At 38.5% G+C, this 20,078-nt stretch carries 14 protein-coding genes; all 14 read left to right on the forward strand.

Annotation, left to right across the window (positions count from 1 at the left end; all coding sequences use genetic code 11):
* Positions 1-54 precede the first annotated feature (54 nt).
* The 14 genes from AAA923_RS10600 (at position 55) to alaS (ending at position 20,044) form a co-directional block, all read left to right on the forward strand.
* Positions 55-858 carry a TIGR00282 family metallophosphoesterase gene (locus AAA923_RS10600; protein ID WP_041498750.1) on the forward strand — a complete coding sequence of 268 codons (804 nt, stop codon included), beginning with the start codon at positions 55-57 and terminating at the stop codon, positions 856-858.
* 13 nt (positions 859-871) lie between these two features.
* Positions 872-3,517 carry a DNA mismatch repair protein MutS gene (gene mutS, locus AAA923_RS10605; RefSeq protein ID WP_338216973.1) on the forward strand — a complete coding sequence of 882 codons (2,646 nt, stop codon included), beginning with the start codon at positions 872-874 and terminating at the stop codon, positions 3,515-3,517.
* A gap of 282 nt (positions 3,518-3,799) precedes the next feature.
* The gene (mutL, locus tag AAA923_RS10610; protein WP_338216975.1) at positions 3,800-5,728 is read left to right on the forward strand and encodes a DNA mismatch repair endonuclease MutL; all 1,929 of its coding nucleotides are present in this window, start codon (positions 3,800-3,802) and stop codon (positions 5,726-5,728) included.
* A gap of 3 nt (positions 5,729-5,731) precedes the next feature.
* Positions 5,732-6,319, forward strand: coding sequence for a Holliday junction branch migration protein RuvA (ruvA, locus tag AAA923_RS10615; protein WP_338216977.1), 588 nt, complete (start codon positions 5,732-5,734; stop codon positions 6,317-6,319).
* A gap of 545 nt (positions 6,320-6,864) precedes the next feature.
* A complete protein-coding gene (ruvB, locus tag AAA923_RS10620) occupies positions 6,865-7,893 on the forward strand; it encodes a Holliday junction branch migration DNA helicase RuvB (protein ID WP_041500065.1) in 1,029 nt (342 codons plus the stop codon).
* 66 nt (positions 7,894-7,959) lie between these two features.
* On the forward strand, positions 7,960-8,997 hold the full coding sequence (queA, locus tag AAA923_RS10625) for a tRNA preQ1(34) S-adenosylmethionine ribosyltransferase-isomerase QueA (RefSeq protein ID WP_338216979.1): 1,038 nt from the start codon (positions 7,960-7,962) through the stop codon (positions 8,995-8,997).
* A gap of 9 nt (positions 8,998-9,006) precedes the next feature.
* Entirely contained in the window at positions 9,007-10,149 is a 1,143-nt protein-coding gene (tgt, locus tag AAA923_RS10630) for a tRNA guanosine(34) transglycosylase Tgt (RefSeq protein ID WP_041500062.1), read from the forward strand.
* Between the two features lie 96 nt (positions 10,150-10,245).
* Complete coding sequence (gene yajC / locus AAA923_RS10635) at positions 10,246-10,731, forward strand: preprotein translocase subunit YajC (RefSeq protein WP_338217006.1); 486 nt, start codon at positions 10,246-10,248, stop codon at positions 10,729-10,731.
* Between the two features lie 357 nt (positions 10,732-11,088).
* Positions 11,089-11,241: a hypothetical protein gene (locus AAA923_RS10640; protein WP_338216982.1), complete on the forward strand. Its 153-nt coding sequence runs from the start codon at positions 11,089-11,091 to the stop codon at positions 11,239-11,241.
* Between the two features lie 482 nt (positions 11,242-11,723).
* Positions 11,724-13,160: a glucose-6-phosphate dehydrogenase gene (zwf, locus tag AAA923_RS10645; protein WP_338216984.1), complete on the forward strand. Its 1,437-nt coding sequence runs from the start codon at positions 11,724-11,726 to the stop codon at positions 13,158-13,160.
* A 39-nt stretch (positions 13,161-13,199) separates the two neighbouring features.
* On the forward strand, positions 13,200-14,309 hold the full coding sequence (dinB, locus tag AAA923_RS10650; protein ID WP_366150652.1) for a DNA polymerase IV: 1,110 nt from the start codon (positions 13,200-13,202) through the stop codon (positions 14,307-14,309).
* Positions 14,302-15,258, forward strand: a complete 957-nt coding sequence (locus AAA923_RS10655) for a DHH family phosphoesterase (RefSeq protein ID WP_338216986.1) — start codon at positions 14,302-14,304, stop codon at positions 15,256-15,258. Before dinB ends, AAA923_RS10655 begins: the two co-directional genes overlap by 8 nt.
* Positions 15,259-16,605 (forward strand): DEAD/DEAH box helicase, encoded by a 1,347-nt coding sequence (locus AAA923_RS10660; RefSeq protein ID WP_338216988.1) that lies wholly within the window; start codon positions 15,259-15,261, stop codon positions 16,603-16,605.
* A gap of 802 nt (positions 16,606-17,407) precedes the next feature.
* On the forward strand, positions 17,408-20,044 hold the full coding sequence (gene alaS / locus AAA923_RS10665) for an alanine--tRNA ligase (RefSeq protein ID WP_338216990.1): 2,637 nt from the start codon (positions 17,408-17,410) through the stop codon (positions 20,042-20,044).
* Positions 20,045-20,078: the final 34 nt, after the last annotated feature.

Raw genomic sequence — 20,078 nt, forward strand, 5'->3', positions numbered from 1 at the left:
AATTCTCGTCAAAATTGATACAATATCATAGGTAAAGATTGGGGATAAAATATAATGAAAATACTCTTCGTTGGCGATGTCGTTGGTAGTATCGGCATTAAAGCTATAGAAACATATCTACCAGAGATCAAAAAGAAGGTCAAACCACAATTAACCATCGTTAATGGTGAAAATGCGGCCGGTGGTAAGGGTACGAAAGAACCTGATTATCAAAAAATCACTCGTGCCGGAGCTGACGTTGTTACAGGAGGAAATCATACTTGGGATAAGCGTGAAATCTTAGATTTTATCGACGATCCAAAGAAGAATATTTTACGCCCTTATAATTTCTCTGGGGAAAATGTTCCCGGACGTGGTTTTCTAAAAATTAAAGTTAATACTAAAGAAGTTTACGTAATTAATATGCAGGGAACTGCTTTGATGCAGCCACTCGACAATCCTTTTATTGCAGCTGATAAATTAGTTGCTTCATTAGATAAAGATGCTATTAAATTCGTCGATTTTCATGCCGAAACAACTAGTGAGAAAATTGCTTTTGCTAATTACATGGTCGGACGAGTTTCTGCTGTCTGTGGTACTCACACTCACGTTCAAACAAACGATGCACAGGTTATCAACAAGCAAACTGCTTACCTAACTGATGTTGGGATGACCGGTTCTTACGATGGTATCTTGGGTGACAAAAAAGAACCAATCATCAACCGTTTTCTAACTCAACGTCCTAATAAGTTTGATGTTGATGAAGATGGTCGCATGCAAATTGGTTTTGCTGTTATCGAAATTAATGATCAAACTAATAATGCTCGAAGCATCAAAAATTATGTAATTACACCAAATAATCAATCATTTTTGAATTAAACGGAGGGAATTCATGCCTCAAAAAACTAAAGAAACACCAATGATGGAGCAATATCTGGAATACAAAAAGCAATATCCAGATGCTTTTTTGTTGTATCGTGTTGGTGACTTTTATGAAATGTTTTACGACGATGCCGTTAAAGGTTCACAGATTCTGGAACTAACGTTGACATCCCGTAATAAAAAAGCTGATGAAGGTATTCCAATGTGTGGCGTACCTCATCATGCTATTGAAGGTTACATTGATACACTTGTGGATAAAGGTTACAAAGTTGCTGTCTGTGATCAGTTGGAAAATCCCGCTGACGCCCAAGGTAAGATGGTCAAGCGAGGTGTTACTCGAGTAGTTACACCCGGTACGATTATGGATAAATCCGATCAGGCCAAGGATAACAACTACATTACAGCCATCACTGCCCACAAAAATGTCTTCGGATTAGCATATGCGGACCTTTCAACTGGTGAAGTTAAAGTTACATCTGTTGAAAATCAATTAGATTTAACTAATGAGTTACAAAATTTGGATACCAAAGAAACTGTTGTTTCTGGAAGTTTTCCACAGAAGTATCTCGATCAATTACGTAAATTTGGGATTTTAATCTCTAAATTGGATGAATTAGAGGATAACTATACCTTTGATTATTCTAAAATTACAGCTGACACGGAAGTTAATACCGTTAAGCTGTTGATAAGTTATTTAATCAAGACGCAGATGCGTTCTTTGGACCACTTGAAGCCAGCTGAATCATATGAAACTTCTTCCTATTTGTTGATGGACCACTCAGCACAAAGAAACTTGGAGTTGTTCAAAAATATTCGAACTAATAAGAAGTCAGGAACACTTTTATGGCTTTTGGATGAGACTAAAACTGCGATGGGTAGCCGTTTGTTGAAACAATGGTTGGCTCGTCCGTTAATTAGTGTCGACAAGTTAAAAGAACGTCAACATTTTGTGCAAGTCTTTTTGGACAATTATTTCCAAAGATCATCTTTCCAAGATTACTTGACGAAAGTTTATGATTTGGAACGTTTAGCAGGTCGTGTGGCTTATGGGACAGTCAATGGACGTGATTTGATTCAATTGAAGACGTCTTTAGAACAAGTTCCAGAAATTAAATCTATCCTATTAGATATCGGTGACGATGAATTAACAGCCTATGTGGAAAAGATTGATGAAGTTGCTGATATTCGTAATTTAATCGATAAGGCAGTGGTTGAAGAAGCCCCAATTTCCGTAACTGGTGGTGGCTTGATTAAAGAAGGCTATAACGAACAACTTGATAAATACCTCGATGCTTCTAAGAATGGTAAACAATGGTTAGCTAGTTTGAAGGCTAAGGAACAAGAATTGACTGGTATCAGTAACTTGAAGATTGGTTACAACAAGGTCTTTGGTTACTATATTGAAGTCAGTCGTGCTAATATCGATAAAGTTCCTGAAGAGCGTTATCAAAGAAAACAAACATTGGTCAATGCTGAGAGATATATCACTCCCGAGTTGAAAGACAAAGAGAGCTTGATTCTGGAAGCTGAGGAAAAGTCCAAGAGTTTGGAATACCACTTATTTGACCAAATCAGATCAAAAATTAAAGATCAAATCAGACGCATTCAAGCATTGGCAAACATTTTGTCACGTTTGGACGTTTTACAAAGTTTTGCAGTTGTCAGTGAAGAGTACCATTATGTAGCTCCAGAATTTGTGGATAAACATGAACTAAAAATTACTAATGGACGTCATCCCGTTGTGGAAAAGGTGTTAAGTAATAACAGCTACATTCCAAACGATGTTACTTTTGACGATAAAACTGACATTCTGTTGATAACTGGACCCAATATGTCTGGTAAAAGTACATATATGAGACAGATGGCGTTGACAGTTATCATGGCTCAAATCGGTTGTTTCGTTCCAGCAGAGTCAGCTATGTTACCAATTTTTGATCACATATTTACAAGAATTGGTGCGGCAGATGATTTGATTTCCGGTGATTCAACATTCATGGTTGAGATGCGTGAAGCAAACGATGCATTGAAGAATGCGACTGCCAACAGTTTAATTATCTTCGACGAAATTGGCCGTGGTACTGCAACATATGACGGTATGGCATTGGCGCAAGCAATCATCGAGTATATCGATAAAAATGTGAATGCGATGACATTATTCTCCACTCACTATCACGAATTGACCGAATTGGAAAGCCAGTTACCAGGGCTAAGAAATGTCCACGTTGATGCCTCAGAAGAGAATGGTGACCTAGTATTCTTGCACAAAGTTTTACCAGGACCAGCCGATAAATCATATGGTATTCACGTTGCTAAATTGGCAGGATTACCAAACGATGTTTTGACAAGAGCCAGCAAGATTCTAAGTAGTTTGGAAGAAACATCAGTTCACACAACAACTTCAGAAAGCATCAAAGAACCAGTGGCAGCTCCAATTAAGGAAGCTGAGCCGGTAGTTGCCGAACCAGTTGCCGAAGTAGACGAAGCCGATAGTGATGAAACACAATTATCACTTTTCCCTGAAACAACGAAAAAAGTCAAAAAGTTATCCACCAAAGAATCACAGGTTATTAAAGAACTAGACAATCAAGATTTAATGGGAATAACACCAATCGAAGCTATTAACCTCTTATACAAGTGGCAAAAGAAACTCAAGTAGAATTAACATTCAAAAGTTAACAAAGTTATAAAAAAGAATGATGATGAAAAGAAAAGTTAAATAGCCGGAGGTTTCGAGGAATAAAGCCAGCAGTGGCAGTGGCGTTACGTCTTTAGCCGTTACACCACAGGACGAGTTTTGAAATTCGAGTGGTTTTCTCGAAGTTCAAAATCGAGGCTCGAGACCGCACTATGGCTCGAGCCGGTCCCACAGCAGGCTTTATTCCTCGAAACCGTAGGCGCAACAGCATATATAAATAAGAAAATGAAGAAGGTGGAAAAAGTGGGTATTATTCATGAACTACCAGTAGAACTAAGTAACCAGATTGCCGCTGGGGAAGTTATTGAACGCCCAGCATCAGTCGTGAAAGAGCTGGTGGAAAATTCCATCGATGCACAAGCCACGCAAGTTTTGATTACGGTCAAACAAGCAGGTTTAAAATCAATTGAAGTTAATGATAATGGAAAGGGGATTTCAGCAGACGATGTTGAGGTCGCCTTTTTACCGCATACGACTAGTAAAATTTCTAACGATCATGACTTGTTCAATGTTAGAACTTTGGGATTCCGTGGTGAGGCTTTAGCCAGTATTGCCTCTGTTTCTAAGCTGACTGTTGTAACAAGTCAGGATGGCAAGTCCGCTGTTCGAGCTAAGTTTTCTGGAAATGAGTTGCTCAAGAAAGAAACTTTTGCCCGCTCAAAAGGCACGACTCAGACGGTTGAAGATTTGTTCTTCAATACACCAGCTCGCTTGAAATATGTGAAATCATTGCATACCGAATTGAATAAAATTGTCGATATCGTTGACCGTTTAGCCATGGGACATCCCGAGATTTCTTTCCGCTTGATCCATGAAGGCAAGGACCTTGTTTGGACGTCTGGCAACAACAATTTACAACAGACAATCGCTGGTATCTATGGTCGAACTATTGCTAGTCACATGTTAGATTTTGAAAATTCTGACCCTGATTATGAAATCAAAGGTTACTTTTCAAAACCTGATACAACGCGTTCAAATCGATCATATATTTCGTTGATTCTAAACGGTCGTTACATTAGAAACTTCCAGTTAGCGAATGCGGTTATCCGTGGCTATGGTTCTAAATTGATGGTGGCACGTTATCCAATTGCGGTCATTGATATTACCATGGATCCGGGATTGGTCGACATCAACGTTCATCCAACTAAACAGGAAGTGCGTTTGTCCAACGAAGGTCACATCAGTGACTTAATCAGCCAAGGAATCAAAGAACGTCTGTCCAATCAGAATTTGATTCCCGATGCTGTGAAAAATCTGGGTCGCAAAGATACCACCCAAACGATTGATACATATAAGCCAGAACAAATTAGTTTTGATGATATAAAGTCAATTGATAAAATTAATGAACCATTAGGAAACACAGCGACAGAGACTCCACAGCCAGTCGACTATTCAATTTCTAAACGAGTTGAAACACCGATGACTGGGATGCCAATTTTTGAAGATCCCGAGCATTTACAATCTTGGGACCAACGTATGTTACAAGAATCAGCTAAAAAAGTTCATGTGATTGCTCCAGATGAACCAGCACCGACCAATGAACCTCAGCCAACTGAGGAGTCAGAATTTCCAGATTTACGTTACATTGGTCAGATTCATGGAACTTATTTGATAGCTGAAAGTAAGGACGGCTTTTATTTAATTGATCAACATGCTGCGCAAGAGCGTGTGAATTACGAATATTACCGCCAAGAAATCGGCAAAGTTTCCAACGACCAACAGAAATTATTGGTACCAATTATTCTAGAATATCCAAATTCTGAGAGTATCTTGATTCGAGAGAAGAAACCAGTTTTGGAAAGTATTGGCTTATATTTGGAAGACTTCGGTCAGAATAGTTTTGTCGTCAATACGCATCCAACGTGGTTTGTTGAAGGCCAAGAAGAGTCGACAATTAAAGAAATGGTTGACTATGTTTTAAATGATTCTAAAATCAGTGTGGCAGCGTTTCGTGAAAAAAATGCTATCATGATGAGCTGTAAACGTGCTATCAAGGCTAATCATCATATCACCAGCCAAGAAGCTAGTCAGTTGCTTCACAATTTGACCAAAGCTGAGAATCCATATAACTGTCCCCATGGACGTCCTGTCTTGGTAGAATTCAGTAATAAGGATCTCGAAAAAATGTTTAAGAGAATTCAAGATCCACATGATACCAGAGAGAGTGAGTAAATTATGTTTGAATATTTAAAAGGTTTAATAACCGCAGTTACCCCTTCATATATCGTGGTGGACGTTCAAGGCGTGGGCTATAAAGTCCAAGTTGCCAATCCTTATCGTTATGAAGAAAATCAAGAAGCCAGAGTTTATGTCGAGCAAGTAGTCCGTGATAATGAACAAGCTTTGTATGGATTTTATGATTTGAACGAAAAAAATATCTTCCTACATTTAATTAGCGTTTCCGGAATCGGACCAAAAAGTGCCTTAGCCATATTAGCTGGTCAAGACTTACAAGGTTTGATTCATGCTATCGAAAACGATGATGTTAAATATTTAACCAAGTTTCCTAAAATTGGTAAGAAAACAGCTCAACAAATTATCCTGGATCTATCAGGTAAATTTACAGCTGAAGGTCAAATGACATTAGGCGAGGAACCAACAACATTCAGTTCAGGCAATCAAGAATTGGAAGATGGCTTAGCAGCCTTAGAGTCACTTGGCTATTCACCAAAAGAAATCAGTCGTATCAAGCCACAATTAGAGAAAGAAAACCTCAAGAGTGCCGATGAATATCTACGTGCAGGATTGAAGCTGATAAAATAGTGGACCGCTTCCGGTTGCAAGAAAAATTCCATCTGCTGTGCGACCGGTGCGAGCCAAGGTCTCGCGCCTCGATTTTGAGCTTTGCACAAATCGCAAATCTCAAAATACGTCGGTGGGGTAAGGTCTTACGACCTAACGCCACCTGCACTGCTGATGGATTTTTCTTGCCACCTCCAGCTAATGTATGTGTTAGTTGGTTTGTGGTTGGCGTTTTAATATTGATTAATGATTTAGAATATATAAATAAACAAAATTTATACTTATTAGAGAGTCGCCATTCTCATATTAGATTATTTGAATTAAGCGACGGATTAAAACAAACAGATATCTAGCCGGAGGTCATCAATAATATAGTATGCAGTGGAGGTGGCGTTATGGCTTTAGCCATTACACCACGGGGCGAGTTTTGAAACTTGCGAACTGTGCAAGGTTCAAAATCGAGGTTCGAGACCGCTTTTTGGCTCGGACCGGTCCCCACAGCAGACTATATTATTGATGACCGTAGGCGTCAGCGTATATTTTTTTAAGAAGGGAGTTGTCAAAAAATCGAACATAATGAAAATGAAGACGAACGGCTTACTGATGCCGACTCGCTTGATAATATCGAAGACATTGTAGAGCAAACTCTACGTCCCCAAAGCTTTGACCAATACCTAGGCCAAGAAAAAGCCAAAAAGGAATTGGATGTCTACATCAAGGCAGCCAAACAACGTCAACAAACCCTAGACCATGTCTTGCTATATGGCCCTCCTGGGTTAGGTAAGACAACTTTGGCAATGATTATTGCTAACGAAATGGGTGTCAATATTCATACAACTACTGGTCCCTCGATTGAAAAGTCTGGTGATTTGGTGGCTGTTTTGGATGAGTTGGAACCTGGTGACGTTTTATTTATTGATGAAATTCACCGTATGCCTCGAGCAGTTGAAGAAGTTTTATATTCAGCCATGGAAGATTTCTATATCGACATTATTGTTGGCCAAGGCAGTGAATCTCGTTCATTGCATCACCAACTAGTGCCATACACTTTGATTGGTGCCACAACTGCTGCTGGTAAGCTTTCTGCGCCTTTGCGAGATCGGTTTGGAATTGTCGAAAGAATGGAGTACTATACCATAGATGAATTGTCTAAGATTGTTTTCCGTTCAGCTAATGTCTTGAATATTAACGTCGACGAAGAGGGTGCACATGAGATTGCTAGAAGGTCTCGTGGGACACCTAGAATTGCCAATCGACTATTAAAACGAGTTCGTGATTTTGCTCAAGTTGCCAATAAAGATACGATCGATTACGACATGGCTGAGTCAGCTTTGAACCAGTTACAAGTTGATGATGCTGGGTTGGATCATATCGATAGACGAATTATGGAAATGATCATTGAACTTTATAATGGTGGTCCAGTTGGTCTAAAAGTTATTGCCGCTAATATCGGTGAGGAACAAGAAACAATTGAAGAAGTTTATGAACCATATCTTATGCAAATGGGATTCTTAAAGAGAACTGCTAAGGGTCGTGTTGTAACAAGAAAAGGTTATGAACACTTGGGTATGCCATACCCTGAAAAAAACGAGTAAAGTGATTTACTCGTTTTGGCGTATCTGAAGAATTCCGTTAAACCAGCTATCAAAGGAGAATTTAATATGTCACTATCAACAGAAGATTTTGATTACGATTTACCAGAAGAGCTTATTGCTCAGACACCAATTAAGGATCGAGACCAATCAAGACTTTTAGTTCTTGACCACGAAACGGGAGAGTATCAAGACAAGCATTTTTACGATATCTTGGATTATTTGAATCCAGGCGATGCTTTGGTAATGAACAATTCCCGTGTTCTTCCAGCTCGTTTGTACGGTAGTAAAGAAGATACTGATGGTCACGAAGAAGTCTTATTATTGAATAATATTGAGGGCGACAAGTGGGAAGTTTTGATGAAACCCGCTAAACGTGCCAAAGTCGGTACAAAGGTTCAATTTGGTGAAGATGGTCAACTTGAAGCTGAAGTGCTCGAAGATTTGGAACACGGTGGTAAAATTATCGAATTCCATTATCAAGGTATTTTTATGGAAATTTTGGAGAAATTAGGCGAAATGCCTTTGCCTCCATACATCAAAGAAAAACTTGATGATCCTGACCGTTACCAAACTGTTTATGCTAAAGAGAATGGTTCAGCTGCTGCTCCAACTGCCGGTTTGCACTGGACAAAAGAATTGTTGCAAAAGGTTGAGGATAAAGGTGTTAAGCTAGTTTATGTTACTTTGCACGTTGGTTTAGGAACATTCAGACCAGTTACTGAAACTGACGTTGATAAGCATGTAATGCATTCAGAATTTTATCGTTTGGATGAGGATTCAGCTAAAACTTTGAATGAAGTTAAGAAAAATGGCGGCAAGATTGTTGCAACCGGAACAACTTCAATCAGAACTTTGGAAACAATTGGAACGAAGTTTAACGGTGAAATCAAAGCTGATTCTGGTTGGACTGATATCTTTATCAAACCAGGTTACCAATGGAAAGTTGTTGATGAATTTATTACTAACTTCCACTTGCCAAAATCAACATTAGTTATGCTTGTAGCAGCATTTACAGGTCGAGAAAATATTTTGAACGCATACCAACACGCTGTTGAAGAGAAGTATCGTTTCTTCAGTTTTGGCGATGCAATGTTCATTAAGTAGAGGGAATTTATGGAACCAGCTGTTAAATACACATTATTAAAGAAAGAAAAACATACTGGTGCACGATTAGGTTTGTTGGAAACTCCACATGGAACTTTCGAAACACCAATCTTCATGCCTGTTGGTACGGAAGCATCAGTTAAGAATATGGCACCTGAGGATCTTGAGAAAATCGGTGCGACTATCGTTTTAGCCAATACTTATCATCTCTGGTTACGTCCTGGTGAGGATATCGTCCAAGAGGCCGGTGGATTACACAAGTTCATGAATTGGAACAAAGGTATTTTGACTGATTCTGGTGGCTTTCAAGTTTTCTCATTAGCCAATAACCGCGATATTACTGAAGCCGGCGTGCATTTCAAGAATCATTTGAATGGTCGTCGTGAGTTCTTATCACCTGAAAAAGCTATCAAGATTGAAAACTATTTGGGACCTGACATCATGATGAGTTTGGATGAATGTCCACCATTCTTCGAAAGTTACGATTACATCAAGAAGTCAGTTGCTAGAACTAGCCGTTGGGCTGAAAGAGGACTAGCAGCACACCGTAATCCTGATTGGCAAGCACTCTTTGGAATTGTTCAAGGTGCTGGTTTTGAAGATTTACGTAAACAAAGTGCTCAAGATCTTGTCAGCATGGATTTCCCTGGTTATTCAATCGGGGGACTTTCAGTTGGTGAATCAAAGGATGAAATGAATCGTGTCCTAGATTTCACAACGCCAATGTTGCCTGAAAACAAACCACGTTATCTAATGGGTGTTGGTACAGCCGACTCCTTGATTGACGGTGTTATCCGTGGTATCGATATGTTTGACTGTGTATTGCCAACTAGAATTGCCAGAAATGGTACATGTATGACAACTCACGGTCGTTTAGTTGTTAAAAATGCTAAGTATGCTCGTGACTTTGGACCAATCGATGCTGATTGTGACTGTTACGTTTGTCGCAATTATTCACGTGCTTATATTCGTCATTTGATCAACGCTAACGAATTATTTGGAACACATTTGACTAGTTACCATAATTTGTACTTCTTGTTGAACTTGATGAAAGGCGTTCGTCAAGCTATCAGGGATGATAATTTATTAGAATTTAGAGAACATGTTTTTGAAGATTATGGTTTCAATCAGGAAAATGCTAAGAAATTTTAGAATATTTTGATAAGAAAAACCTACTAGTATGGAAACAATTTAAAATCTTTGTTACTCTATACTTATGCAAATTATTAAGAGGTGGAAAATTTGAATATGCTTACATTAGGTGCCGCAGGTGCCGGTGGCTCGATGACACTTTTGATTTTCGTTGTTATTATGTTCGTTGGTATGTACTTCCTATCCATTCGTCCACAAAAGAAACAACAACAAAAACGTCAAGAAATGCTTAAAGAAATGAACAAGGGTGACAAAGTTGTTACACTTGGTGGTATTAAAGGTAAAGTCGCATCAATCGACCGTGAAAACAAAGAAGTCGTAGTTGACTGTGATGGAATTTATCTAACATTTGATTTGAACTTCATTCGTCGTTCAAGTCCTGCTGATAAAGCAACTACTGATGCTGTTAAGGATGACAAGACAGCAGCTGAAGAAAATGCTGATGCCAAAGAAGCAAAGAATGATGCAAAAGATGATGCTAAAGAAGTAGAAGCTCCTGCAGAAGATGCAGCTGCTAAAACTGAAGAAGCACCAAAGTCAGACGATGCTGCTAAAGATGACACAAAAGAAGAAACAAAATAGTTTTAAATAAAAAAGATTGAAATCCATTGAAGGTTCAATCTTTTTTTGTCCTTGAAATATGCCGCCGAAGGGGGACAGGGATTGGGAGCACCGCTATGGGACCGACTTGAGCCAAGGTCTCAAGTCTCGATTTTGAGCTTCGCAAGGTACGCGAATCTCAAAACTCGTCCGTGTAGTAAGAGCTAAAGCTCTAACTACACCGTCACAGCGGTCTCCCATCCCTGTCCCCTCCGGCTAGGTTAACCATTAAATTTGAGTTATTTGATCTAATCGGGCAGTGGATATAATCCAAATTATTTGCTTTAGAACTTGAAAATGTTATAACTGATTGACTGGATAGAATTTGGAGATTAATTTATGACTGATAAACAGAAAAGTTCAAAACAGATAAAAGTTTCAAATTTAAGTAAGAAATCTCAAGCTAAGCTTAAAGAAATTAAGCAAAAGCAAGGCTTAAAGACCGATGAAGAAGCAATTGAGTATCTAACAAGTTTCTTTGCTAAGAAGTAAATTGTTCACAGACAAATAGAGAAGATGGTATTCCCAAATAAGGAAATCATCTTCTTTTTATTTTTTTAATTTGAATTATTTCGATTATATTTTAGTGTATGTGATGAATCCCGAAGTGATGATTTTTAATATCAACTATAATCAAGTCAATAAAAAAACTAGTTGGAAGAGCTGAGCATATTCATCTGCAGCGAAAGTGGCGTTAGAGCTTCAGCTCTTACACCACCGGGCGAGTTGGAGACTTTCCGTATTTTGGAAAGGCTTCAACCGAGGTTCGAGACCGAACTGTGGCTCGAACCGTACCGCGCAGCAGAATGAATATGCTCAGCTCTGGAAACGGCATCTCAAGTAATATTGTTTGCCTTAAAGTATGCTCTAAGGTCTAATATTAATAATGTAAAAAATAATAAGTCAATAATGCAGATGTTTAATAATTCATGATGTAAAATGTAAGTACATGATACTGTCAAAAGGAGCTTAAAATGGTTAAAGAGAGAGCAGCAATTTTTATTATTTTTGGGGGTTCTGGTGACTTGGCTCACCGTAAGCTTTATCCTTCGTTATTCCGTTTGTATAAATCAGGATTCTTAAAGGATCACTTTGCCGTAATTGGAACGGCTCGTCGTCCTTGGAGTGATGATTATTTCCGCGAAACTGTTGTCACTTCTTTGAAAGAATCATTTGATGATGATGAGGAAATTATGAAGGAATTTTCACAACACTTCTTCTATCAATCACATGATGTTAATGATTCTGAACACTATATCGCTTTGAAAAACTTAGCTGCCAAACTAGATGATCAATTTGATGCTGGTCACAACCGCGTTTATTACATGGCAATCGCACCTAGATTCTTTGGAACAGTCGCTGAACACATCAACTCTGAAGGTTTGAAAGCTGAAGGTTACAACCGTTTGGTTATTGAAAAGCCATTTGGCCGTGACCTCGATTCCGCTTGCGAATTGAATGGCAATATTTCTAAAGCCTTCCCAGAAGACGATATTTATCGTATCGATCACTATTTGGGTAAAGAAATGATTCAAGCTATTCCTAATATTCGAGCTCACAATGACAAATTTGAAGAAGCTTTAAATAGCAAATACGTTTCAAATATTCAAGTTACTTTGGCTGAAGCACTCGGTGTTGAGGACCGTGGTGGTTACTATGAAACTGCTGGTGTTTTACGTGATATGGTTCAAAACCACATCATGCAAATTATCGGTGCCGTTGCTAGTGACGAGCCAGAAGCAACTGAAGCAAAAGTTATTCACAAGAACAGAACCGAATTGTTCAATAGTTTGAAAGTTTTAACACCTGAAGAAGTTGACAAAGACTTTGTTCGTGGTCAATATGACACTGATGAACTTGCTGAAAACAAAGCATATCGTCAAGAAGATAATGTTGCAGAAGATTCACAAATTGAAACCTTCACAGCTGGTAAGATTCAATTTAATTCTAACCGCTGGAGTGGCGTACCATTCTACGTTCGTTCTGGTAAGAGAATGCCTGCTAAGTCTTCACGAATCGATATTGTTTTCAATGAAAAAGTTGAAGAATTAGGAATCAGACCAAATACGGTTGTTACTTTGTTGATTGAAAAAGTTAATGGACAAAGAGTTTTGATTAACGGGATTGATTATGCAGATTCTAAGCAAGACTTTATCAAGCTACCTGATGAAAATAAGACTGATAAAGCTCGTGAAGCTTATGAAAGTTTGATTATCGACATCCTTGCTGGTAACAGAATTCACTTTACTCTTTGGGATGAATTGAGAAGTACTTGGAAATATATCGACGCTATTAGACAACGTTGGGATAGCCAAACAGCTGATTTTCCTAACTATGTCAGTGGTACGATGGGCCCAGATGCAGCCGAAATGCTTTTGGAACGTGACGGCAATTCATGGATTTGGGACTAAAGGCGGTGTTGTCTCATCTTTTTAAAGATTCCAATTAAAATTGAAGAAAACCGAAAAGTCATCCATGTTGACATGGATGCTTTTTTCGCTTCTGTGGAAGAACGTGAACATCCTGAGTATAAGAAAAAGTGTTTGATTGTTGCCCAAGATCCACGCAAGCATAATCATCATGGAGTTGTAACAACCGCAAATTATAATGCCCGTAAGTATGGAGCTCATTCAGCTATGCCAGCTCAACAAGCAGTCGACTTGATTCCCAAAGATAAACTGGTAATCACGCCACCAAATTTTGAACTATATCGCAGTGTTTCCAATCAGATTCACGATATCTTTGGCGATGTGACTGACAATTATCAAACAGTTGCTTTGGATGAAGCCTATCTGGATGTCACACATAACAAATTGGGTGAAGTGAATACCATTAAACTAGCTAATTACATTCAACAAAGAATTGTTAAAGAGACTGGTTTAACGTGTTCTGTCGGGATTTCTTATAATAAATTTTTGGCTAAAATGGCATCCGATTATCGCAAACCATTCGGTCGCACGATTATCTTAGGTAAGTATGCAAAAGAATTTCTCAAGCCGATTCCAATTGAAAAATTCAATGGTATTGGTAAGGCAATGCAACAAAAACTTCACGACATGGACGTTTACACTGGTGGGGATTTGCAGAACATTGACCAAGATGAATTTTTGCAGAAGTTTGGCAAGATGGGTTATATAATTTATAAGCGAGTTCACGGCATTGATGATTCACCGATTGAAGGGCACCGTTTGCGTAAATCAATTGGTCGGGAACGGACTTATACTCGTAATTTAGTTACAGATGAACAAATTGACAAAGAACTGCATTTTTTAGCAGAATTAGTCAGTAAAGATTTAAAGAAACAACGTCAACATGGTAAAACTGTTGTCCTGAAATTGCGTAATTCGGAGTTTGAAACCATTACGAAACGGATGAGTTTTCAAGATTATGTCCAAACAAAAACGGATATTTATCGTGTTGCTAGGGATATTTATGATAAATTAAAGGTGACAGATCAAAAGATTCGTTTATTGGGGATCACGATTACTAATTTAGATCCATTATCGTATGAAGAGGTTTCTTTAAACTTGTCTTACAAGGGGGACAATATTAATGAATAGCTTTGCCGAAATAATTGCAACAATCAAAAAATATGATAGAATTATCATTCTACGTCATCAAAATCCAGATCCTGATGCATTGGGGTCACAAGCTGGTTTAGCAACGACTCTTCGTCAAGCATTTCCAGAGAAGAAAATTTTAATTGGTGGTAACGACACTGAAGGTCTCAAATGGTTATCAACTGCTGAAACTGTAACTGATGCTGATTACCAAGGAGCACTGGTCATTGTCACTGATACTGCTAATCAACCAAGAATTGACGATCAACGTTTTGATGATGGGGATTTCTTAATTAAGATCGATCACCATCCAAATGATGATGCTTATGGAGATCAACTTTTTGTTAACACTAAGGCTAGTTCTAGTTCAGAAATCATTGCCGATTTGATTGCAAGCTGTGATGAACTACAATTGACCAAGGAAGTTGCCTATTATTTGTATGCCGGAATTGTCGGTGATACAGGTAGATTTCTATATCCATCAACAACACAACATACGATGGAAGTCGGTGGCCAATGTATCGCTTTGGGTGTAGATACTGCTGCCATCAACAACAAGATGAATGAAATTACATTGCAACAAGCTAAACTTCAAGGTATTCTGTTTGATAATTTACAAATTGATGCCTCAGGTGCAGCCTATGCATTGATTGATCTCGACTTAATGAAGAAATTGGGTATCAATCAAGAACAAGCCAATTCTGTTGTTTCGACACCAGGCCGTTTGAAGGAAGTTTGCTCATGGATGGAAGCTGTTCAAAAAGATGATGGTACTTTCAGAATGCACTTGCGTTCTCAAGGTCCAATCATTAATGAACTAGCTAAAAAACATGATGGTGGAGGTCACCCACTAGCAAGTGGTGCCACTGCCCAAAACGCTGCCGAAGTGGAACAGATGTTTGAAGAGCTTAAAGAGATAGTTACTGAATATAACCAGAAGGGTGAATAGATGACTAAATTTTCGCAATACAATTTTAATGACGCAATCAATAAGTCGTTGAAAGAAATACATTTTGAGGAACCAACCGAGGTTCAAGAGGCCGTAATTTCTTTAGTTAATAAGAAAAAAGATATTATCGTCCAATCAGAAACAGGTTCCGGTAAGACACATGCTTTCTTGTTGCCATCAATGAATGCTTTGACTGACAAACAAGAAGTTCAACTGTTAATTGCTACTCCAAGTCGTGAGTTAGCTTATCAAATCTATGAAGACACACAAGCAATTTTGAAGAATTACCCAGAAGAGTACAATGCCTTTATCTTCGTTGGTGGTTCTGACCGTGAACGTCAAAAGAGAAAGCTTGAAGCTCACCAACCACAAATTGCTATTGGTACTCCCGGAAGACTCTGGGATTTAATCCGTGAAAATGATTTGCACATTGAAAATGTAGAACGTTTCGTTGTCGATGAAGCTGACATGACTTTGGACATGGGCTTCTTAGATGATGTTGAACATATTACAAGTAAATTGCCAGATAACCGTGAAATGATGGTTTTCTCAGCTACAATTCCACAAAAACTAGAACCATACTTGAAGAAGTACATGCATGGTCCTCAACGAGTAGAAATCAAGAACGGTACAATTATTCCTAGAAACGTAAGCAATTGGTTAATGTCTAGTCATGGTCGTGACAAGAAACAATTGATTTACCAATTGATTACATTAGGTGAACCATACCTAGTTTTGATTTTCGCTAACACTAAGAAGACAGTCGATGATATTTATAACTATCTTCGTAGCCAAGGACTTAAAGTAGCCCGTATTCATGGTGGCTTAACACCCCGTGAAAGAAAACGTGCTATGAAACAAGTTGAAAATATGGAATACCAATTCGTTGTAGCAACAGATTTAGCTGCTCGTGGTATCGATATCAACGGAGTTTCACATGTTATCAACGCTGAAATTCCTGACGACTTAGACTTCTTCATTCACCGTGTTGGTAGAACAGGACGTAACAAAATGTCCGGTACAGCCATTACGATTTATGAACCAGGCGAAGAAAACAAAATTGATGACATTGAACACATGGGAATCAAGTTTGAAAACAAGGATATTAAGAATGGCGAAATCGTCGACATCGTAGAACGAGATCGTCGAGTACACCGTCGTGCTACCCAAGAAAAACTCGATACCAAGTTAGTTGGTTTTGTTAAGAAGCAAAAGACCAAGAGAAAACCTGGTTACAAGAATAAGATTAAAAAGGCGATCAACGAAGAACATCGTCAACAAAGAAAGATTCAAAATAGACAGAATAAGAGACAAGAACGTGAAGCTAGAAAGAATAGCCACAAGTAGTTTTTGTTTTTGCCGTTTCCAGAGCTGAGAGTATTCATCTGCTGCGCGGCACGGTTCGAGCCGAAAAGCGGTCTCGAACCTCGGTTGAAGCCTTTTCAAAAATCGAAAAGTCTCCAACACGTCCGGTGGTGTAATTGCTGAAGCAATAACGCCACTTTCGCTGCGGATGAATACTCTCAGCTCTTCCAACTAATTTATTTTTTTGTTGGGATGGCTGTATCGGAATTTTTTGTTTTAATCTTTAGTTATTAATACAAAAATGAGGAAGATGATTTTTCTATTTAGGAAAAATTGTTTTCTTTTTTTTAATCTTTTGATTTACCTGTAAGTAACCGAAACATTTTAAAATACAATTCAATTCAGATGACAACAAAACGGAAGGGATGAGAAATATTTACCCGCTGTGGGTGTGGCGTTAGAGCTTTAGCTCTTACACCACCGGGCGAGTTTGAAGACTTACCGGTCTTTGGTAAGGCTTCAAACCGAGATTCGAGACCGTACTTTGGCTCGAATCGGTCCGCATAGTAGGTGAATGTTCTCATCCCCGGAGACGGAAAATAACTTTAACATTGACAATTTTTGTCCTGATGGTTAATATTTTCCTTGGATATATCTTGTGCCAAATATTTCAAGAGAAGGCTAGTCGGTGAGAATGCCTAAGTATTTGGTGTACAGATGCTGCCAAATTAAATTGTATATAATAAATGTTGAGAGGCTAACGATAATCGTTGCAAACAAGGTGGTACCGCGCAGTGGCGTCCTTGGAGTTGCAGCGATTTTTCGTTTTTTTTAGGGAGATAAAATGAAAAATTTATCAAGTGCTGAAATAAGAAAGATGTTTTTAGACTTTTTCCAAACAAAAGGTCACATGATTGAACCTAGTGCATCACTTGTTCCTCATGATGATCCAACTTTACTTTGGATCAACTCTGGTGTTGCTACCATGAAGAAATATTTTGACGGTACAGTGGTACCTAACAATCCTAGAATCACTAGTGCTCAAAAATGTATCAGAACTAACGATATCGAAAACGTTGGTAAAACAGCGCGTCACCAAACTTTCTTTGAAATGATGGGTAACTTCTCAGTTGGGGATTATTTCAAGGAAGAGGTTATTCCTTGGGCTTTTGAATTTCTAACAAGTCCTGAATGGATCGATATGGATAAAGATCGTTTGTACATCACAACTTATCCTAAAGACACTGAAACTCAAAAACTTTGGGCTAAAGCAGGAATTGCTCAAGATCACATCTTAAAAGATGAAGATAACTTCTGGGATATCGGTGAAGGTCCTTGTGGTCCTGACTCAGAAATTTTCTACGACCGTGGTCAATCATTCAACAACTTGTCAGAAGATGACCCTGAAAACTATCCTGGTGGCGAAAACGAACGTTACCTTGAAGTATGGAACATCGTGTTCTCAGAATTGAATCACTTGCCAAATGGTCAATACGTTGAACAACCACATAAGAACATTGATACAGGCTTAGGTCTCGAACGTCTTGTTTCTGTTGTTCAAGGTACAAAGACTAACTTTGAAACTGACTTATTCATGCCTTTGATTGAAGATGTTGGTTCACTTTGTGATAAGAAATATGGTGAAAGCGCTGAAGATGACGTTTCATTTAAGATTATTGCTGACCATGCTCGTTCAGTATCTTTCGCTATTGGTGATGGTGCTTTGCCTTCAAACGAAGGTCGTGGCTATGTTATCAGACGTTTGATCAGACGTGCAGTTCTAAATGGTAAGAAGTTAGGCGTTAACGGACCATTCCTATACAGATTGGTTCCAATCGTTGGTCGTATCATGGAAAGTTACTATCCAGAAGTTGGCCAACAACAAGACTTTATTGCTCAAACAATTAAGCAAGAAGAAAAACGCTTTTCAGAAACACTTGATGCTGGTTTAGCATTATTAAACGGTGTTATTGCTGATCTTCGTAAGAAGGGTGAAACTGTCATTGACGGTGCCAATGCCTTCAAACTTTACGATACTTATGGTTTCCCAATGGAACTTACTCGTGAATATGCTAACGACGAAGGTTTGACAGTTGATGAAGCTGGTTTCAAGCAAAACATGGAAGAACAAAAACAACGTGCTCGTGATGCTCGTGGAAACTTACAATCAATGGGTATGCAAGATGAAACTTTGATGGAAATCAAGACACCTAGTGAATTTATTGGTTACGATCACAACGAAACTGAAAGTACTTTGAAAAATATCGTCGTTGATGATAAAGAAGTTAAGACAGTTGCTGAAGGTCAAGCACAATTGATTTTTGATACAACTCCTTTCTATGCTGAAATGGGTGGTCAAGTTGCCGATGTTGGTAACATTTACGACATGAAAGGTAACCAAGTTGCCGAAGTTATTGACGTTCAACATGCTCCAAATGGTCAAAACATTCACTTAGTTAACGTTATGTCAGCTATCTCTACTGATACACAATACAAGCTAGAAATTGATGTAGACTTCCGTGAAAAAGTTCGTCATAATCACACTGCTACTCACTTGTTGGATCAAGCTTTACGTGATGTTGTCAGTGCTAGAACTCACCAAGCGGGATCATTAGTTGAACCAGATTACTTACGTTTCGATTTCAACAGCAACACTGCTTTAACAGATCAACAAATTGCTGACCTTGAAAAAATCGTTAACGAAAAAATCTGGGCTGCCATTCCAGTTAAGACAGAAGTATTGCCTATTGAAGAAGCTAAACAAAAGAAGGGTGCCATTGCTCTATTTAGTGAAAAGTATGGCGACTTCGTTCGTGTTGTTGAAATTGATGATTTCTCAACTGAATTTTGTGGTGGTACTCACGCCAGAAATACTTCAGAACTAGGCTTGTTCAAGATTACTTCTGAATCAGCTATTGGTTCAGGTACAAGAAGAATTGAAGCTGTTACCGGTGAGGAAGCTTTCGAATACTTCAACGAACAATTACAAGCATTACAAGAAACTGCTAAAAATATTAAAGTTAACCAATTAAAAGACGTACCAAGTCGTGCTGCACAAATGGCCGATGAAATTAAAGCCCTCAAGCGTGACAACCAAAACTTGAAAGCACAATTAACAAGTCAAAAGTCAGCTGAAATTTTTGACAATGTTGAAGATATTAATGGCTTCAAAGTTATCTCAAACATTGTTCCTGCTGATATGTCAGCACTTAGACAACTTGCCGATGACTGGAAGAATGACAATAAGTCAGATATCCTAGTTCTTGGTGCTAGTGGCGATGACAAAGCTAGTCTAGTTGTAGCTGTTAACAAAGATGCTCAAGCTAAAGGTGTCAAAGCTGGAGATTTAATTAAGAAGATATCTAAGGAAATTCAAGGTGGCGGCGGTGGTCGTCCAGATATGGCGCAAGCTGGTGGTAAGAATCCGGCTGGTCTTACAAATGCGTTACAATTAGCCAAAGATGTTATTAAATCTTATTAAAGTGGGCTATAATTGAAATGAAGCTTTTCGGTCA

It is taken from the genome of Companilactobacillus muriivasis, from assembly GCF_036246245.1.
Classification (GTDB): Bacteria; Bacillota; Bacilli; order Lactobacillales; family Lactobacillaceae; genus Companilactobacillus; species Companilactobacillus muriivasis.

Coding starts and splice junctions, on each gene's coding strand:
- AAA923_RS10600 (WP_041498750.1), top strand. CDS start 55: ATGAAAATACTCTTCGTTGGCGATGTCGTTGGTAGTATCGGCATTAAA.
- mutS (WP_338216973.1), top strand. CDS start 872: ATGCCTCAAAAAACTAAAGAAACACCAATGATGGAGCAATATCTGGAA.
- ruvA (WP_338216977.1), top strand. CDS start 5,732: ATGTTTGAATATTTAAAAGGTTTAATAACCGCAGTTACCCCTTCATAT.
- queA (WP_338216979.1), top strand. CDS start 7,960: ATGTCACTATCAACAGAAGATTTTGATTACGATTTACCAGAAGAGCTT.
- tgt (WP_041500062.1), top strand. CDS start 9,007: ATGGAACCAGCTGTTAAATACACATTATTAAAGAAAGAAAAACATACT.
- yajC (WP_338217006.1), top strand. CDS start 10,246: ATGCTTACATTAGGTGCCGCAGGTGCCGGTGGCTCGATGACACTTTTG.
- AAA923_RS10640 (WP_338216982.1), top strand. CDS start 11,089: ATGACTGATAAACAGAAAAGTTCAAAACAGATAAAAGTTTCAAATTTA.
- zwf (WP_338216984.1), top strand. CDS start 11,724: ATGGTTAAAGAGAGAGCAGCAATTTTTATTATTTTTGGGGGTTCTGGT.
- AAA923_RS10655 (WP_338216986.1), top strand. CDS start 14,302: ATGAATAGCTTTGCCGAAATAATTGCAACAATCAAAAAATATGATAGA.
- AAA923_RS10660 (WP_338216988.1), top strand. CDS start 15,259: ATGACTAAATTTTCGCAATACAATTTTAATGACGCAATCAATAAGTCG.
- alaS (WP_338216990.1), top strand. CDS start 17,408: ATGAAAAATTTATCAAGTGCTGAAATAAGAAAGATGTTTTTAGACTTT.